Here is a 13,307-nt window from a genome sequence, read left to right as displayed (position 1 = left end):
GCGGAGCCAAGCGCATGTTCATCCCGCTCTACGATCACAATCCGTTGCGGCACGTGCGGCGACAATTTGTCACATGGGGGCTCATCGCGCTCAATGTGGCGGTCTTCGTGCTGATCCAGGGCGGCGGTCTGTGGCAGCCGGCGATGCAGGCGGCGGCCCTGTCGCTCGGGCTGGTGCCGGCGGTGCTGTTCGAAACGCGCGAGCTGGCGCCGCAGCTCGCGGTGCTTCCCGAGGGCGCTTCGCTGGTCACCTATGCGTTCCTGCACGGCAGCTGGCTTCATCTCGGCGGCAACATGCTGTTCCTGTGGGTGTTCGGCGACAATGTCGAGGACGCGATGGGGCATCTGCGCTTTCTCGTCTTCTACCTTCTGTGCGCGGCGGCGGCCGGCTTCGCCCATGCGGCGCTCGACCCCGCGTCCATCGTGCCGCTGATCGGAGCGTCCGGCGCGGTCGCCGGCGTGATCGGCGCCTATCTGGTGCTGCACCCCAGGGTGCGCGTCTGGGTGCTGGCCTTCGGCCGGTTGCCGCTGCGCCTTCCGGCGGCGCTGGTGCTTGCCGCCTGGATCGTGTTCCAGCTCGTCATGGCTCTGGGCCTCGGCGACCGTCAGGTGGCATGGTGGGCGCATGTTGCGGGCGCGCTCGCCGGCGCGGCTCTGGTCGTGCCGTTCCGCCGCCGTGGCATCGCGCTTTTTGATCGGGGGCTTTGACGCTTTGCCGGCAACGGGCGCGCGAAGCGCGGATTCCGCCGCGTTTCGCGGCAGTTTCAACGCGACATTGACAGGGTTCGGCAGCGCCAGTACGGTCCCGGCGCGCTATACCAGATCGGCGGAATTTCGCCGAATTCGGGTGCCCCAAGGGAACCTCGACACCATGACGAGGACACGATGACGACCGGCGGCCGATATCCCGGCCGCGCCAGCGGGAGGTTGCACAACCGATGAAGATCCTGGTGCCTGTGAAGCGGGTGATCGACTACAACGTCAAGGTTCGGGTCAAGGCCGACGGCTCGGGCGTCGACCTCGCCAATGTGAAGATGTCGATGAACCCGTTCGACGAGATCGCCGTCGAGGAGGCCATCCGGCTGCGCGAGGCCGGAAAGGCCGACGAGATCATCGTCGTCTCCGTCGGTCCGCAGCAGGCGCAGGAGACCCTGCGCACCGGACTGGCGATGGGCGCCGACCGCGGCATTCTGGTCAAGACCGATGCCACGACCGAGCCGCTGGCCGTTGCCAAGATCCTGAAGCAGATCGTCGAGGCGGAAGAGCCCGGCCTCGTCATTCTCGGCAAGCAGGCGATCGACGACGACTGCAATCAGACCGGCCAGATGCTCGCCGCCCTGCTTGGCTGGGCCCAGGGCACCTTCGCCTCGAAGGTCGATCTTGGCGAGGGCACGGTCGACGTGACCCGCGAGGTCGATGGCGGCCTGCAGACGGTGAGCCTGAAGATGCCGGCCGTGGTGACCACGGACCTGCGCCTCAACGAGCCGCGCTATGCTTCGCTTCCCAACATCATGAAGGCGAAGAAGAAGCCGATCGACGAGAAGACGCCCGAGGATTTCGGCGTCGACATCGCGCCGCGTCTCGAGGTGCTCAAGACCGTTGAGCCGCCGGCACGCGCGGCCGGGGTCAAGGTCGCCGACGTCGCCGAGCTTGTCTCCAAGCTCAAGAACGAAGCCGGCGTGCTCTAAAAAACAGGAAGGAGAAACACAAGATGACCATTCTTCTTGTTGCCGAGCATGACAACAAATCGCTCAACGACGCGACCCACAAGGCGATGACAGCGGCCCAGGCCATGGGCGGCGACGTTCATGTGCTCGTTGCTGGCAAGGACTGCCGCGCGGTCGCCGAGCAGGCGGCGAAGCTCGCCGGTGCGACCAAGGTTCTCCTCGCCGATGGCGACGGCCTTGCCGCGCAGCTCGCAGAGCCGCTTGCCGACCTGATCCTGTCGCTCGCCGATGGCTACGACGGCATCGTCGCTCCGGCGACGGCCAGCGGCAAGAACGTGCTGCCCCGGGTTGCCGCGCTGCTCGACGTGATGCAGCTTTCGGACGTGATCGGCGTCGTCGACGCGGACACCTTCGAGCGGCCGATCTATGCCGGCAATGCCATCCAGACCGTGAAGTCGACCGACGCAAAGAAGGTCGTCACGGTTCGGACCGCGAGCTTCGCGGCCGCCGAGGAGACCGGTTCGGCGTCCATCGAGGATGCGACGGCGACGGCTTCGGAGCTCTCGAGCTTCGTCGGCCAGGAGCTTTCCAAGTCCGACCGCCCGGAGCTGAGCTCGGCCAAGGTGATCATCTCCGGCGGCCGCGCGCTCGGCTCCAAGGAGAAGTTCGAGGAAGTGATCCTTCCCGTCGCCGATGCGCTTGGCGCCGCCGTTGGCGCCAGCCGTGCCGCCGTCGACGCGGGCTATGCTCCGAACGACTGGCAGGTTGGCCAGACCGGCAAGGTGGTTGCTCCCGATCTCTACATCGCCTGCGGCATTTCCGGTGCCATCCAGCACCTCGCCGGCATGAAGGACTCCAAGGTGATCGTCGCCATCAACAAGGACGAGGAGGCCCCGATCTTCCAGGTGGCCGACTACGGCCTCGTCGGCGACCTCTTCGACATCCTGCCGGAGTTCAAGGCGGCCGTCGAAGCCGCCAAGGGCTGAGGACGCGGGCGGGCGCGCCGCCTGTGCGGCCGCGCCGTTTGCGCCCGATGAACATTGCCCGGTCCCGCCGTCTGACGCGGGGCCGGGCGTTTCCGGCCCGCCCCTTGTGGCGGGCGCTGCCGTTCCCCCGTCCGCTTTCGCCTCTTCCCGGGCAGACGCGGCAGGGCAGCGGCCAAAGCGACAAGGCCCTTGCCCGCACCCTGGGTTCTTGCGGGCGACATGCTAAGTTGCCATGAATACACCTCCGCGATGCGGGCGCTCCGCCCCCGCGACAAGAAATCGGAACGCATGATGGTGATCGAGATCAAGAAAGTCGGTGTGGTCGGTGCGGGCCAGATGGGCAGCGGCATCGCGCATGTTTGCGCTGTCGCCGGCTTTCAGGTCGCTCTCCATGACATTTCCCGCGATCGCATCCAGTCGGGGCTCGCCTCGATCAACGGCAACCTGGCCCGCCAGGTGTCGAAGGGGCAGATCGCCGAAGAGGTGCGCAGCGCGGCGCTCGACCGCCTTGTCGCCGCCAACACCATGGAAGAGCTGAGCGACGCCGATCTGGTGATCGAGTCCGCCGTCGAGAACGAGCAGGTCAAGCGCAAGATCTTCAGCCAGCTTTGTCCGCTGCTGAAGCCGGAGGCGATCCTCGCCACCAACACCTCGTCGATCTCGATCACGCGGCTCGCCGCCTCCACCGACCGGCCGGAGCGTTTCATCGGCATTCACTTCATGAACCCGGTGCCGATCATGGAGCTCGTCGAGCTGGTGCGCGGCATTGCCACCGAGGACGAGACCTTCGAGCTTGCCAAGGCGTTCACCCGCAAGCTCGGCAAGACGACCGCCGTGGCCGAGGATTTTCCGGCTTTCATGGTCAACCGCATCCTGTTGCCGATGATCAACGAGGCGATCTACACGCTGTATGAAGGCGTCGGCTCGGTGGAAGCCATCGACACGGCCATGCGGCTTGGCGCGAACCATCCGATGGGCCCGCTGCAACTCGCCGATTTCATCGGCCTCGACACCTGCCTGTCGATCATGCAGGTGCTCTACGAGGGGCTGGCCGATTCCAAGTACCGCCCGTGCCCGCTGTTGGTGAAATACGTCGAGGCGGGCTGGCTCGGTCGCAAGACGCAGCGCGGCTTCTACGACTACCGTGGCGAAACGCCGGTTCCGACCCGCTGATGAGGCGGGACCGGGCCGGACAGGGCCTCTGTGGTCGGCATTCTTAACCGCCCGTTAATGCGGGGCGGGCGAGAATGGGCGCAAGATCACACGTTTGTCGGGAGACTGCCTCATGTCCAACGTCGCTGCCGCAATGGTCGGCGCCTCCACGTCCCAGACACAGATGGCCCTGACCACGACCTTCATGAAGCAGAACGCCAATGCCGAGGCGGGAATTGCCGCCATGCTCGAGGCGAATGCGGATGCCGCGGCCGCAACGGCGGCCAAGGCGCCGGCGGGCGCGGGCATCGGCGGCAAGGTCGACGTTTCCGTCTGAGGGTCCAGGCCCGGCTTGGGGCCGCCCCGACATCAGAACATGCGAACGGCGCGAGGAGCCTCCCCGCGCCGCTTTTCATTTCGCCGGCTGTCTGTGCGTCCGCCGGCTCAGCTTCCCCCGGACGCCCCGGTCTTGCGGCCTTCGTCGAGCGCGGCGCGGATCAGCGCCTTGGCGTCACCCGAGGCCCATTCGGCCGGACCCATCACGGCGCCTATCTCGCAGCCCTTGCCGTCGATCAGAAGCGTCGTCGGCAGGCCCGGCGCGCGGCCGCGCGCGCGTACGTCCTGGAAGATCTTCATGGACGGGTCGGCGCGGAAGACGAGGTGCTCGACGCCGATCTCCTTCAGGAAGGCCTTCGGCTTCTCGTTGCCGTTCTGGTCGACGCTGACCGCGACCACTTCGAAATCGTCGCTGCCCATCTCCGCCTCGAGCTGGTCGAGCGCCGGCATTTCCTTGCGGCAGGGGGCGCACCAGGTGGCCCAGAGGTTGAGCAGGACGGTCTTGCCGGAGAAGTCGGCGAGGCTCATCTTTCGGCCGGCGTCGTCGGAGAAGGTCAGGTCGGCGACCGACATCGGCTTTTCGGCGGGCAGGAAAGCGGCAAGCTCGCCCTTCGCCATCGGGGCGACGGCGCGGGCGATGTCGAGCGCGCCCCGACAGCTTGCCGCCTGCTTCGTGTTGCCATCTGCCCCGCCGATCACGTATACCCCGCCCAATCCGGCCGCCAGCGCGGCGGCGGCCAGTGCGGCAAGGGCGAGACGTCTGCGAGGCCGTGGCTGCGTTTCGTTGGTCATCTAGTCACGTATCCGTCCGTTTGAGGCGCCAGAGGGGCACGTTCATGAGCAATCGTATGTGGGGAGGCCGGTTCGCCGAAGGACCCGACGCCATCATGGAGGAGATCAACGCCTCCATCGACTACGACCGCAAGCTCTACAGCCAGGATATAGAGGGTTCGAAGGCCCATGTCCGCATGCTGGCGGCGCGTGAGATTGTCGCTGCCGAAGACGCGGCGAAGATAGCAGAGGGTCTCGACACGATCCGAGGCGAAATCGAGGGGGGCACCTTCACGTTTTCGCGCGCGCTCGAGGACATCCACATGAATGTGGAGTCGCGGCTGGCGGAGCTGATCGGCCCGGCCGCCGGCCGGCTGCACACGGCCCGCTCGCGCAACGACCAGGTGGCGACCGACTTCCGCATGTGGGTGCGCGACACGCTCGACACGCTCGATGCCCAGTTCACCGACCTGATCCGCGCTCTGGCCGAGCGGGCCGAGGAGCACGCCGGCGACGTCATGCCGGGCTTCACCCATCTCCAGTCGGCGCAGCCTGTGACCTTCGGCCATCACCTGATGGCCTATGTGGAAATGTTCGCCCGTGATCGCTCGCGCGTGCGCGATGCCCGGGTGCGCATGAACGAATGCCCGCTCGGCGCCGCCGCGCTGGCGGGAACCTCGTTCCCGATCGACCGGGAGATGACGGCGGCGGCACTCGGTTTCGACCGGCCGACCGCCAACTCGCTCGATGCCGTCTCCGACCGCGACTTTGTCATCGAGGCGCTTTCCGCCGCCTCGATCGCCTCCATGCACCTGTCGCGGTTGGCGGAAGAGATCGTCATCTGGTGCTCGGCGCAGTTCGGCTTCGTCACCCTGTCCGACCGCTTCTCGACCGGCTCCTCGATCATGCCGCAGAAGAAGAACCCGGACGCGGCCGAGCTGGTGCGCGCCAAGACGGGCCGCATCTACGGCTCGCTGACCGCGCTTCTGGTGATGATGAAGGGTCTGCCGCTGGCCTATTCCAAGGACATGCAGGAAGACAAGGAGCAGGCGTTCGACGGCCTGCCGAGCCTGTCGCTGGCGCTTGCCGCCATGACCGGCATGGTTCGCGACCTGACGCCCAACACCAAGGCGATGAAGGCGGCGGCCGGCTCAGGCTATTCGACGGCGACGGATCTGGCCGACTGGCTGGTGCGTGTCGTCGGCATGCCGTTCCGCGAGGCCCATCACGTCACCGGCCGCGCCGTCGCGCTTGCCGTGGAAAAGGGCGTGGCGCTTCACAAGCTGCCGCTCGAGGCGCTGCAGGAGATCGAGCCGCGCATCACGGACGACATCTTCTCGGTGCTGTCGGTCGACAAGTCGGTGCGTTCGCGCACCAGCTACGGCGGCACGTCGCCGGTCAACGTGCGCAAGCAGGCTCGGCGCTGGCTGAAGGCGCTGGAGCGCGACGCCGCGCGCGGCTGAGCCTGGCTTGAAAGGGTTGCGGCCGGCCCCGCCGCATGCGAGGAAACGAGGCCGGCGACCTTCGCTTCGTGCCGACGAAGCGAAGGTCGCCGGCCTTGCTCCCGAGCAGCGGTCGTCCGTGGATGATCGCCCCTGCACGGGGAAGCCCTGAACAACCGCGCCCGTGACGAATGGCGCGTGAAGGAGTTGCGCGGATCATGGCGAAGGGTGGCTATTCCCCTCTGTTGCGAACCGGTGTCCTGGTCGCGGCGCTGCTGGCGATGACAGTTGCCGGGTGCGGGCGTCGCGGCGGTCTCGAGAGGCCGGGAACGGTCGACCCGGCGGTTGCCGGCGACGTCGCGAACCCGGCTCCCGCGGTCGAGCGCCCGGCCAAACCGCAGCGCGATTTCATTCTCGACGCCATTATCTGATCCCGGACGGCCGTCACGGCCGTGACGCGGGGCACGGACAGGACAGGTCCCTTGCATCATTTCGCCTATGTGAACGACCGCCTCCTCGCCGAGGACGTGCCGGTCGAGCGGATCGCCGCGGAAGTCGGCACGCCGTTCTACTGCTATTCGACGGCCACGCTGGAGCGCCATTACCGGGTGTTCAGCGAGGCGTTCGCGGGCATTCCCTCGCTTGTCTGCTACGCCATGAAGGCCAACTCGAACCAGGCCGTGCTGACCACGCTGGCGCGCCTGGGGGCGGGCATGGACGTGGTGTCGGAGGGGGAGCTGCGGCGGGCGCGCGCCGCCGGCGTGCCTGGCAGCCGGATCATGTTCTCCGGTGTCGGCAAGACGGAGGCCGAGCAGGCCTTCGCCCTCGACGAGGACATCCTGTGCTTCAACGTGGAGAGCGAGCCGGAGCTGGTGCAGCTTTCCCGGGTCGCCAGCGAGAAGGGCAAGACGGCACGGGTTTCGGTGCGCATCAACCCGGATGTGGACGCCCGCACCCATGCAAAGATCGCGACCGGCAAGGCGGAGAACAAGTTCGGCATCCCCTGGGGCCGGGCGCGCGAGGTCTATGCCGAGGCGGCACAGCTTCCCGGCATCGAGGTCTCGGGCATCGACATGCACATCGGGTCCCAGATCACCGAGCTCGAGCCCTTCGACGCGGCCTTCTCGCGCCTTGGCACGCTGATTGGCGAGCTGCGCGCCGACGGTCACGCGATCGATCACGTCGACCTTGGCGGCGGTCTCGGCATTCCCTACCGCGACAACAATGAGCCGCCCCCGCATCCGGAGGCTTATGCCGCGGTCGTCCGCCGGCATGTCGCGCATCTCGACTGCAAGGTGATCTTCGAGCCGGGCCGGATGATCGCCGGAAACGCCGGCATCCTGGTCACCCGGGTCGTCTACGTGAAGGACGGGGCGGAGAAGAAGTTCGTCATCGTCGACGGGGCGATGAACGACCTGATCCGCCCGACACTCTACGAGGCCTATCACGAGATCCGCCCGGTGGTTCGCGGCGGTGTCGGCGAAACCCGCATTCGCGCCGACATCGTCGGCCCGGTCTGCGAGACCGGCGACTACCTCGGCCAGGACCGGGAGATGGCGGCGGTCGCGGCCGGCGACCTTCTTGCGGTGTTTTCCGCCGGCGCCTATGGCGCGGTGCAGGCGTCGACCTACAACACCCGCCTGCTGGTGCCGGAAGTGCTTGTCAACGGCGACCGTTTCGCGGTGGTGCGCCCGCGTCCGACCTATGAGGACGTGATCGGTGCCGACCGGCTTCCCGACTGGCTCGACAAGGCCTGAAGCCACGCGGATGTGAGCTCCGGCAGGCGGCCAAGCCTTGCCAAACGTCCGCAAACGGACCACCCTAGTCTGGGGTGAGGCCGGCCGGCCTTTCGCGCGTTTGGCGCGGAAGGGCGCATGCGGGCGGGGGCTGAAGTCTGGTCGAACGGGTTCGGTCGCGGAGGCATGCCAGGTGAACGAGGCGAGAAACGCCCCAGCTGACGACACGACGACGCATCGCATCGCGTGGGCCGTTGCCCGCGCGCGCGCGGCGCTATGGTGGGAGCGGGTCTGGCCGCCGCTGCACAATGTCGCCATCGTCGTGGCGCTCTACGTCGGCCTTGGCTGGGTCGGCCTCTGGTCGTTTCTTCCCGTCTGGCTCTCGCTTCCCGCAACGCTTGCCTTTATCGCGGCCGCCGTCTGGCTGGCCCGTCCGATGGCGCGCGTTCGCTGGCCGGCGCGGGCGGAGGGGCTTTCCCGGGTCGAACGCGCTTCCGGGCTCTCGCATCATCCGCTGACGGCGCTCGACGATCGGCTTTTTTCCACCGAGGCAACGCCGGAAACACAGGCGCTCTGGCAGCTCCATCGGCGCCGGGCGCGCGCGGCGCTTGCCGGGCTGCGCGCCGGACTTCCAGAGCCGCAGGCCTTTCGCGGCGATCCCTGGGGGCTTCGCGCGGTCGCGGCGATGCTGCTGCTTGTCGGCTTCTTCGTCGCCGAGGGCGAGCGCTGGCAGCGGCTGTCACCGCTGGGCATGGCCGGCGCGGCCGTGCCGGCTGCCCCCTTGCGCATCGATGCCTGGATCACGCCGCCAGCCTATACCGGCCGCGCTCCGGTGTTCTTGACCGGCGCGACCGCCTCGCTGCGCGACCGGACCGGGGCGATCAGCGTGCCGGAGGGCAGCGAACTCACCGTGCGTGCGCTTGGCGCACCCGATGTCGAGGTGGCGCTGGTGACGGCGGCGGCGGTCGCTGGCGGCGCGCGCAGCGCGCTTGCCGCGGAACCGGGCGATGCCGTGGGAGCCCTGCGCTTTGCCGAGCGGCTCGAGGCATCGGCGGATCTCGAGATCCGCGATGGCGGCAAGGTCGTGGAGACCTGGCAGATCGCTGTCGAACCGGACGAAGCGCCGACGATCCGTCTTCTCAACGACCCGGAGGAGCAGCTCAGCGGCGCGGTCAAGTTCACCTATCTTGCCGAGGACGACAACGGCATCGTGGCGGCGGATGCGGAGATCAGCCCGGTGCGGCCGCGCGTGCCTGACAGCACGACACGCCCCCGGCCGCTGGTCGAGGCACCGGCCTTTCCCCTGTCTCTGCCGGCCGGCGAGCGGCATTCGGGTACGGGCGAGACCATCCGCGACCTGACGAGCCACCCGTTCGCCGGGTCCGAAGTCGAGATCCTGCTCAATGCGCGCGACCACGCCGGCCAGACCGGCCAGTCGCCTCCACATCGCTTCACCCTGCCGCAGCGCCGCTTCGCCAAGCCGCTGGCGCGGGCGGTCGTCGAACAGCGACGGAATCTCGCCCTCGATGCCAATGCGCAGGTGCGGGTGGTGGACGCCTTCGATGCGCTGATGCTGGCGCCCGAAGTGTTCGACGACGGTGCCAAGACTTATCTCGGCATGAAGTTCGTGCGCGGCCTGCTGGTCAGGGCGCGGACCGACGACTCCCTGCGCGAGCTGGTCGACCTGATGTGGGAGCTTGCGCTGACCATCGAGGACGGCGATCTGTCCGTTGCCGAAAAGGCGCTGCGCGACGCGCAGGAGGCTCTTCGCAAGGCGTTGGAAGAAGGCGCTCCGGAGGAAGAGATCGCCCGCCTGACGCAGGAGCTGCGCGAGGCGCTCAAGGATTATCTCCAGGCGCTCGCCGAGCAGATGCGCCAGCAGTCGCCGCAGGCCATGCAGCCGATGGATCCGAACGCGCGCACTATGCGTCCGCAGGACCTGCAGAACATGCTCGACAAGATCGAGGAGCTGGCGCGCACCGGCTCGCGCGACGCGGCGCGCGAGCTTCTGGCGCAGATGCAGCAGATGCTCGAGAACCTGCAGGCCGGCCGGCCGCAGCGGATGCCGGAAGGCATGAGCCAGGAGATGATGGAGGCGCTCAATCAGCTGGGCGAGATGATCCAGCGCCAGCAGCAGCTCATGGACGAGACCAGCCGCGCCGACCGCCAGAACGGCGAGCGCGAGGGCGAACAGCGGCTGGGGCAGGGGCAGGACGGCGAGGATCAGGCCCAGCAGGGCGGCGACGGGCAGATGTCGCCCGAGGAGCTGGCAGAGGCGCTCAAGCAGCTCCAGCAGGGACAGGGCGAGCTTGGCGAGCAGCTGCAGAAACTGCTCGACCAGATGGCCCAGAACGGCATGACGCAGAATGAGCCGCTCGGCCGGGCGGGCGAGGAAATGGGCAATGCCCGAGACAGTCTCGGCAAGGGGCAGACCGGCGATGCCGTCGGCCAGCAGGGCAATGCCCTCGACGCGCTCCGGCAGGGCGCGCAGGGTCTTGCCGAGCAGATGCTCGGCCAGGGACAGGGCATGGCCGGGCGTCCGGGCGGTCCGAGGGACGAGGATCCGCTCGGCCGGCCGCGTCGCACCGACGGTCCCGACTTCGGCGACCGGGTGAAGGTTCCCGACGAGATCGACGTGCAGCGCGCGCGCCGCATTCTGGAGGAGCTGCGGCGCCGCTTCTCCGATCCCGGGCGGCCGCCGCTGGAGCTCGACTATCTGGAGCGCTTGCTTCGGCGCTACTGATCCGGCACCGGCGGGGAGCGTTCACGCTTGATTTTCGCTGAAGCCCAGGGGGCCTCGCGAAGACAGCGCAAACGACAAGGCCGCCGCAGCTTGTGCTGTGGCGGCCTTGTCGTGTCGGCATGCTGGCAAGACGTGCGAGAGACGGAAAGACAGGGGCCCGGGCGGCGCGGAGAGGGGCGCCTGCCCGCAATTCCTGTCTTGTCCCCCCGGTCCCGGCCCTGGGGCCTTGCGGCCGTCAGGCGTAGCGGCGGATGGCGCCGGTGCTGAGGCTTTCCTCGCGCAGGATGCCCTGCAGTGCATCGGAAACCGCCCGGCGGATCTCGGCGAGCGAGAAGGGCTTGGTCACCACGTCGTGGATGAGCGCATCCAGTCCGTTGGCGCGTTCGCGCTGGTCGGCGAAGCCGGTCATCAGCAGGATCGGGATCTGCGGATAGTCGCGGGCGGCGATCAGCGCGAAGGCAATGCCGTCCATGACCGGCATCTTGATGTCGGAGAGGATCAGGTCGAACCGACCTTTCTCGCGTGTCAGCTCGTCGGCCGCCGCAGCCCCGTCCTCATGGGCGACGACGGAGTGACCGTCCAGCTCCAGCGCGCGCTTCACGAAGCTGCGAACGGCTTCGTCGTCCTCGGCAATCAGAATGTGAGCCATGTCCCTCTCCGGTTCTCAAGCGTCCGCGTCAGGTTCGTCGCCCTGGACGACGTAGCCGATAAAGGGAAGTTGGCGCCACTTGTGGCCCATATCCATCCCGTATCCGACAACGAATCGATCCGGACACTCGAATCCGAGATAATCCGCAGAAATGGCGGATTTGCGGCGCATGGGTTTGTCGAGCAGCGCCGCGACCCGAACGGATCTTGCGCCCCGTTCGGTGAGTCGGTCCCGTGCAAATGCTAACGTTCTTCCACTTTCCAGGATGTCATCCACGAGAATCACATCCCGACCGGCGACATCGCTCTCCACGTCGCGCAGGACGCGAATTTCCCTTGACTCGGTTCCCGCCCCGTAACTCGACAGGTGGATGAACTCCATTTCCGGCTCGAGCCCGACCCGGTGCATGGCCCGCACGAGGTCGGCGGCGAACATGAAGCTGCCCTTCAGCACGGCGACGACGAGAAGCCGGTCCGGCCGGGTGGCGGCGATCTGGTCGGCGATGGCTTCGACGCGGGTGGCGATGGCCTTCTCGTCGAAGAGCGTGCGGATATCCGGTCCTGCGTTCATTGCTACCTGAGTTTTGCGTTCTGGGCTCGCCCGCGGTCCACGAAGCGGACCAGGATGCCGGCCGCGAGGTCCGGCGGGGAGGCGAGGCGGGTTCTGATACGGGTGGTTTCGCCCTTGTCGAGGCGGCGTGCGCGGGGCTCGACCACCCAGGCGTAGATCTCCTGCGCGTCTTCGCTGCGCAGTGCGAAGCGGACGGCGGGAACATAGACGTCCTTGTCCGTGACGTTGGCCACGGTGCCCTCGATGACGAGGACGATCGCGCCATTGTCGAGCTCGCGGAACGTCCTGAGATCGCGGAACTCGAGGCCGCGCAGATTGACCTCGAAGCCGGCGAGCGCGTAGAGGCCGGCGAGGTCGGGGAACCGCGCGACGATCGGCGTGCGCAGCACGACGGCCAGTGCGAACAGCGACAGCGCGGCGATGAGGATGCCGGCGCCAACCACCCGCCGTGGGTGGACGTGGCGGGCGCGGGCAACGGCGCCCTTCGCCAGGCGGCGCAGCGCCGGCTCGTCCTCACGTGGCCTGTGCTGGATCTTGGGGCGGCGGGCAAGGGTCTCGATGTCGACCGGCTTGTTCCCGTCGTCGTCGTCGCCATCGGAGACATTCGCGCCATCACCCGGACCGCCATCCGCATCGAAGTCGACGCTCATGAGGGCGTCGCCGCTGTCGAACGTGGCATCATCGCCGCCAGGCGTGCCGTTTTCCTGCGTGTCGCTGTCGATGTCGAAAGTGTCGGTGTCGGCTGGCGCGGCCTCTGCCATGGCCGCACCCCAGTCGTCGTCCGACACGCCGTCGTCGTCATCGTCGCTTGAGAGTGGATCGTCGGCGGAGGGACCTTTTGCCGCGGCGCTCGCCATCGCCTCGGCCATCTCCGGAACGCGCGCGTCGCTTGCCGTTGCCGGCAGATCCGTCTCGATGGACGCGGTGTCGTCCTCCTCGTGCGCGGTCCAGCGCGCACCGCAGCGCGCGCATTTCACGTTGCGCCCTTCGGGTCCGATGAGCATGTCGCTCACCCTGTAGGAGGTTGCGCAGTCGGGGCAGGTGATCTTCATTGTGGAAACGGCCTCGTATCATCCACAAAGCGGGAGGCCGGGACTTCGCCTTCCAATGCCCCGACGATCCGCTACATTCTGCCTATGGACCGTAAACACACCGCAAACGGCGACAGGCACGCCGCCGCGCGGGCCACGCCACGCGGCGTTCGCCGACATGTCACCATGACGCCCGCATATCGTTAATGAAGCGTTAATCGCGCC

13 protein-coding genes are annotated in these 13,307 nt (G+C 67.7%); 9 read left to right on the top strand and 4 right to left on the bottom strand.

Features of this window, described 5'->3' with window-relative positions:
• Nucleotides 1–14 precede the first annotated feature (14 nt).
• The 5 genes from ACSLUQ_RS15975 (at nt 15) to ACSLUQ_RS15955 (ending at nt 4,141) form a co-directional block, all read left to right on the top strand.
• The gene (locus tag ACSLUQ_RS15975) at nt 15–707 is read left to right on the top strand and encodes a rhomboid family intramembrane serine protease (protein WP_417771519.1); all 693 of its coding nucleotides are present in this window, start codon (nt 15–17) and stop codon (nt 705–707) included.
• 230 nt (nt 708–937) lie between these two features.
• Complete coding sequence (locus ACSLUQ_RS15970; RefSeq protein WP_417771520.1) at nt 938–1,687, top strand: electron transfer flavoprotein subunit beta/FixA family protein; 750 nt, start codon at nt 938–940, stop codon at nt 1,685–1,687.
• Nucleotides 1,688–1,710: 23 nt separating this feature from the next.
• Nucleotides 1,711–2,652, top strand: a complete 942-nt coding sequence (locus ACSLUQ_RS15965) for an electron transfer flavoprotein subunit alpha/FixB family protein (protein ID WP_461809088.1) — start codon at nt 1,711–1,713, stop codon at nt 2,650–2,652.
• 291 nt (nt 2,653–2,943) lie between these two features.
• Complete coding sequence (locus ACSLUQ_RS15960) at nt 2,944–3,825, top strand: 3-hydroxybutyryl-CoA dehydrogenase (protein ID WP_417771712.1); 882 nt, start codon at nt 2,944–2,946, stop codon at nt 3,823–3,825.
• Nucleotides 3,826–3,937: 112 nt separating this feature from the next.
• Nucleotides 3,938–4,141, top strand: a complete 204-nt coding sequence (locus ACSLUQ_RS15955) for a hypothetical protein (protein ID WP_417771522.1) — start codon at nt 3,938–3,940, stop codon at nt 4,139–4,141.
• Nucleotides 4,142–4,248: 107 nt separating this feature from the next.
• Here the strand turns inward: ACSLUQ_RS15955 and tlpA are convergent, their stop codons facing one another.
• The gene (tlpA, locus tag ACSLUQ_RS15950) at nt 4,249–4,932 is read right to left on the bottom strand and encodes a thiol:disulfide interchange protein TlpA (protein ID WP_461809087.1); all 684 of its coding nucleotides are present in this window, start codon (nt 4,930–4,932) and stop codon (nt 4,249–4,251) included.
• A gap of 44 nt (nt 4,933–4,976) precedes the next feature.
• Between tlpA and argH the strand changes: the two genes are divergently transcribed.
• From argH to ACSLUQ_RS15930, 4 genes are all read left to right on the top strand, one after another.
• Nucleotides 4,977–6,374, top strand: a complete 1,398-nt coding sequence (argH, locus tag ACSLUQ_RS15945; protein WP_461809086.1) for an argininosuccinate lyase — start codon at nt 4,977–4,979, stop codon at nt 6,372–6,374.
• A gap of 197 nt (nt 6,375–6,571) precedes the next feature.
• Complete coding sequence (gene lptM / locus ACSLUQ_RS15940) at nt 6,572–6,784, top strand: LPS translocon maturation chaperone LptM (protein WP_461809085.1); 213 nt, start codon at nt 6,572–6,574, stop codon at nt 6,782–6,784.
• Between the two features lie 51 nt (nt 6,785–6,835).
• The gene (gene lysA / locus ACSLUQ_RS15935) at nt 6,836–8,110 is read left to right on the top strand and encodes a diaminopimelate decarboxylase (protein WP_417771526.1); all 1,275 of its coding nucleotides are present in this window, start codon (nt 6,836–6,838) and stop codon (nt 8,108–8,110) included.
• Between the two features lie 172 nt (nt 8,111–8,282).
• On the top strand, nt 8,283–10,832 hold the full coding sequence (locus ACSLUQ_RS15930; protein WP_461809084.1) for a TIGR02302 family protein: 2,550 nt from the start codon (nt 8,283–8,285) through the stop codon (nt 10,830–10,832).
• Between the two features lie 235 nt (nt 10,833–11,067).
• Here ACSLUQ_RS15930 and ACSLUQ_RS15925 read toward each other — a convergent pair whose 3' ends face one another.
• From ACSLUQ_RS15925 to ACSLUQ_RS15915, 3 genes are read right to left on the bottom strand one after another with little or no spacing between them, the layout of a single operon-like run.
• Nucleotides 11,068–11,481, bottom strand: coding sequence for a response regulator (locus tag ACSLUQ_RS15925; RefSeq protein WP_417771528.1), 414 nt, complete (start codon nt 11,479–11,481; stop codon nt 11,068–11,070).
• A 15-nt stretch (nt 11,482–11,496) separates the two neighbouring features.
• Nucleotides 11,497–12,051 (bottom strand): hypoxanthine phosphoribosyltransferase, encoded by a 555-nt coding sequence (hpt, locus tag ACSLUQ_RS15920; RefSeq protein WP_417771529.1) that lies wholly within the window; start codon nt 12,049–12,051, stop codon nt 11,497–11,499.
• A gap of 2 nt (nt 12,052–12,053) precedes the next feature.
• Nucleotides 12,054–13,103, bottom strand: coding sequence for an MJ0042-type zinc finger domain-containing protein (locus ACSLUQ_RS15915; protein WP_461809083.1), 1,050 nt, complete (start codon nt 13,101–13,103; stop codon nt 12,054–12,056).
• Between the last annotated feature and the right edge of the window lie 204 nt (nt 13,104–13,307).

The sequence above is a fragment of the Stappia sp. ICDLI1TA098 genome (genome assembly GCF_054880955.1).
This window is presented reverse-complemented; position numbering and strand designations above follow the sequence as displayed.

Excerpts from the sequence above, each read along its gene's own strand:
- lptM (WP_461809085.1), top strand. The coding sequence starts at position 6,572 with ATGGCGAAGGGTGGCTATTCCCCTCTGTTGCGAACCGGTGTCCTGGTC.
- ACSLUQ_RS15965 (WP_461809088.1), top strand. The coding sequence starts at position 1,711 with ATGACCATTCTTCTTGTTGCCGAGCATGACAACAAATCGCTCAACGAC.
- ACSLUQ_RS15970 (WP_417771520.1), top strand. The coding sequence starts at position 938 with ATGAAGATCCTGGTGCCTGTGAAGCGGGTGATCGACTACAACGTCAAG.
- ACSLUQ_RS15955 (WP_417771522.1), top strand. The coding sequence starts at position 3,938 with ATGTCCAACGTCGCTGCCGCAATGGTCGGCGCCTCCACGTCCCAGACA.
- ACSLUQ_RS15925 (WP_417771528.1), bottom strand. The coding sequence starts at position 11,481 with ATGGCTCACATTCTGATTGCCGAGGACGACGAAGCCGTTCGCAGCTTC.
- argH (WP_461809086.1), top strand. The coding sequence starts at position 4,977 with ATGAGCAATCGTATGTGGGGAGGCCGGTTCGCCGAAGGACCCGACGCC.
- ACSLUQ_RS15975 (WP_417771519.1), top strand. The coding sequence starts at position 15 with ATGTTCATCCCGCTCTACGATCACAATCCGTTGCGGCACGTGCGGCGA.
- ACSLUQ_RS15915 (WP_461809083.1), bottom strand. The coding sequence starts at position 13,103 with ATGAAGATCACCTGCCCCGACTGCGCAACCTCCTACAGGGTGAGCGAC.
- tlpA (WP_461809087.1), bottom strand. The coding sequence starts at position 4,932 with ATGACCAACGAAACGCAGCCACGGCCTCGCAGACGTCTCGCCCTTGCC.
- ACSLUQ_RS15960 (WP_417771712.1), top strand. The coding sequence starts at position 2,944 with ATGGTGATCGAGATCAAGAAAGTCGGTGTGGTCGGTGCGGGCCAGATG.
- hpt (WP_417771529.1), bottom strand. The coding sequence starts at position 12,051 with ATGAACGCAGGACCGGATATCCGCACGCTCTTCGACGAGAAGGCCATC.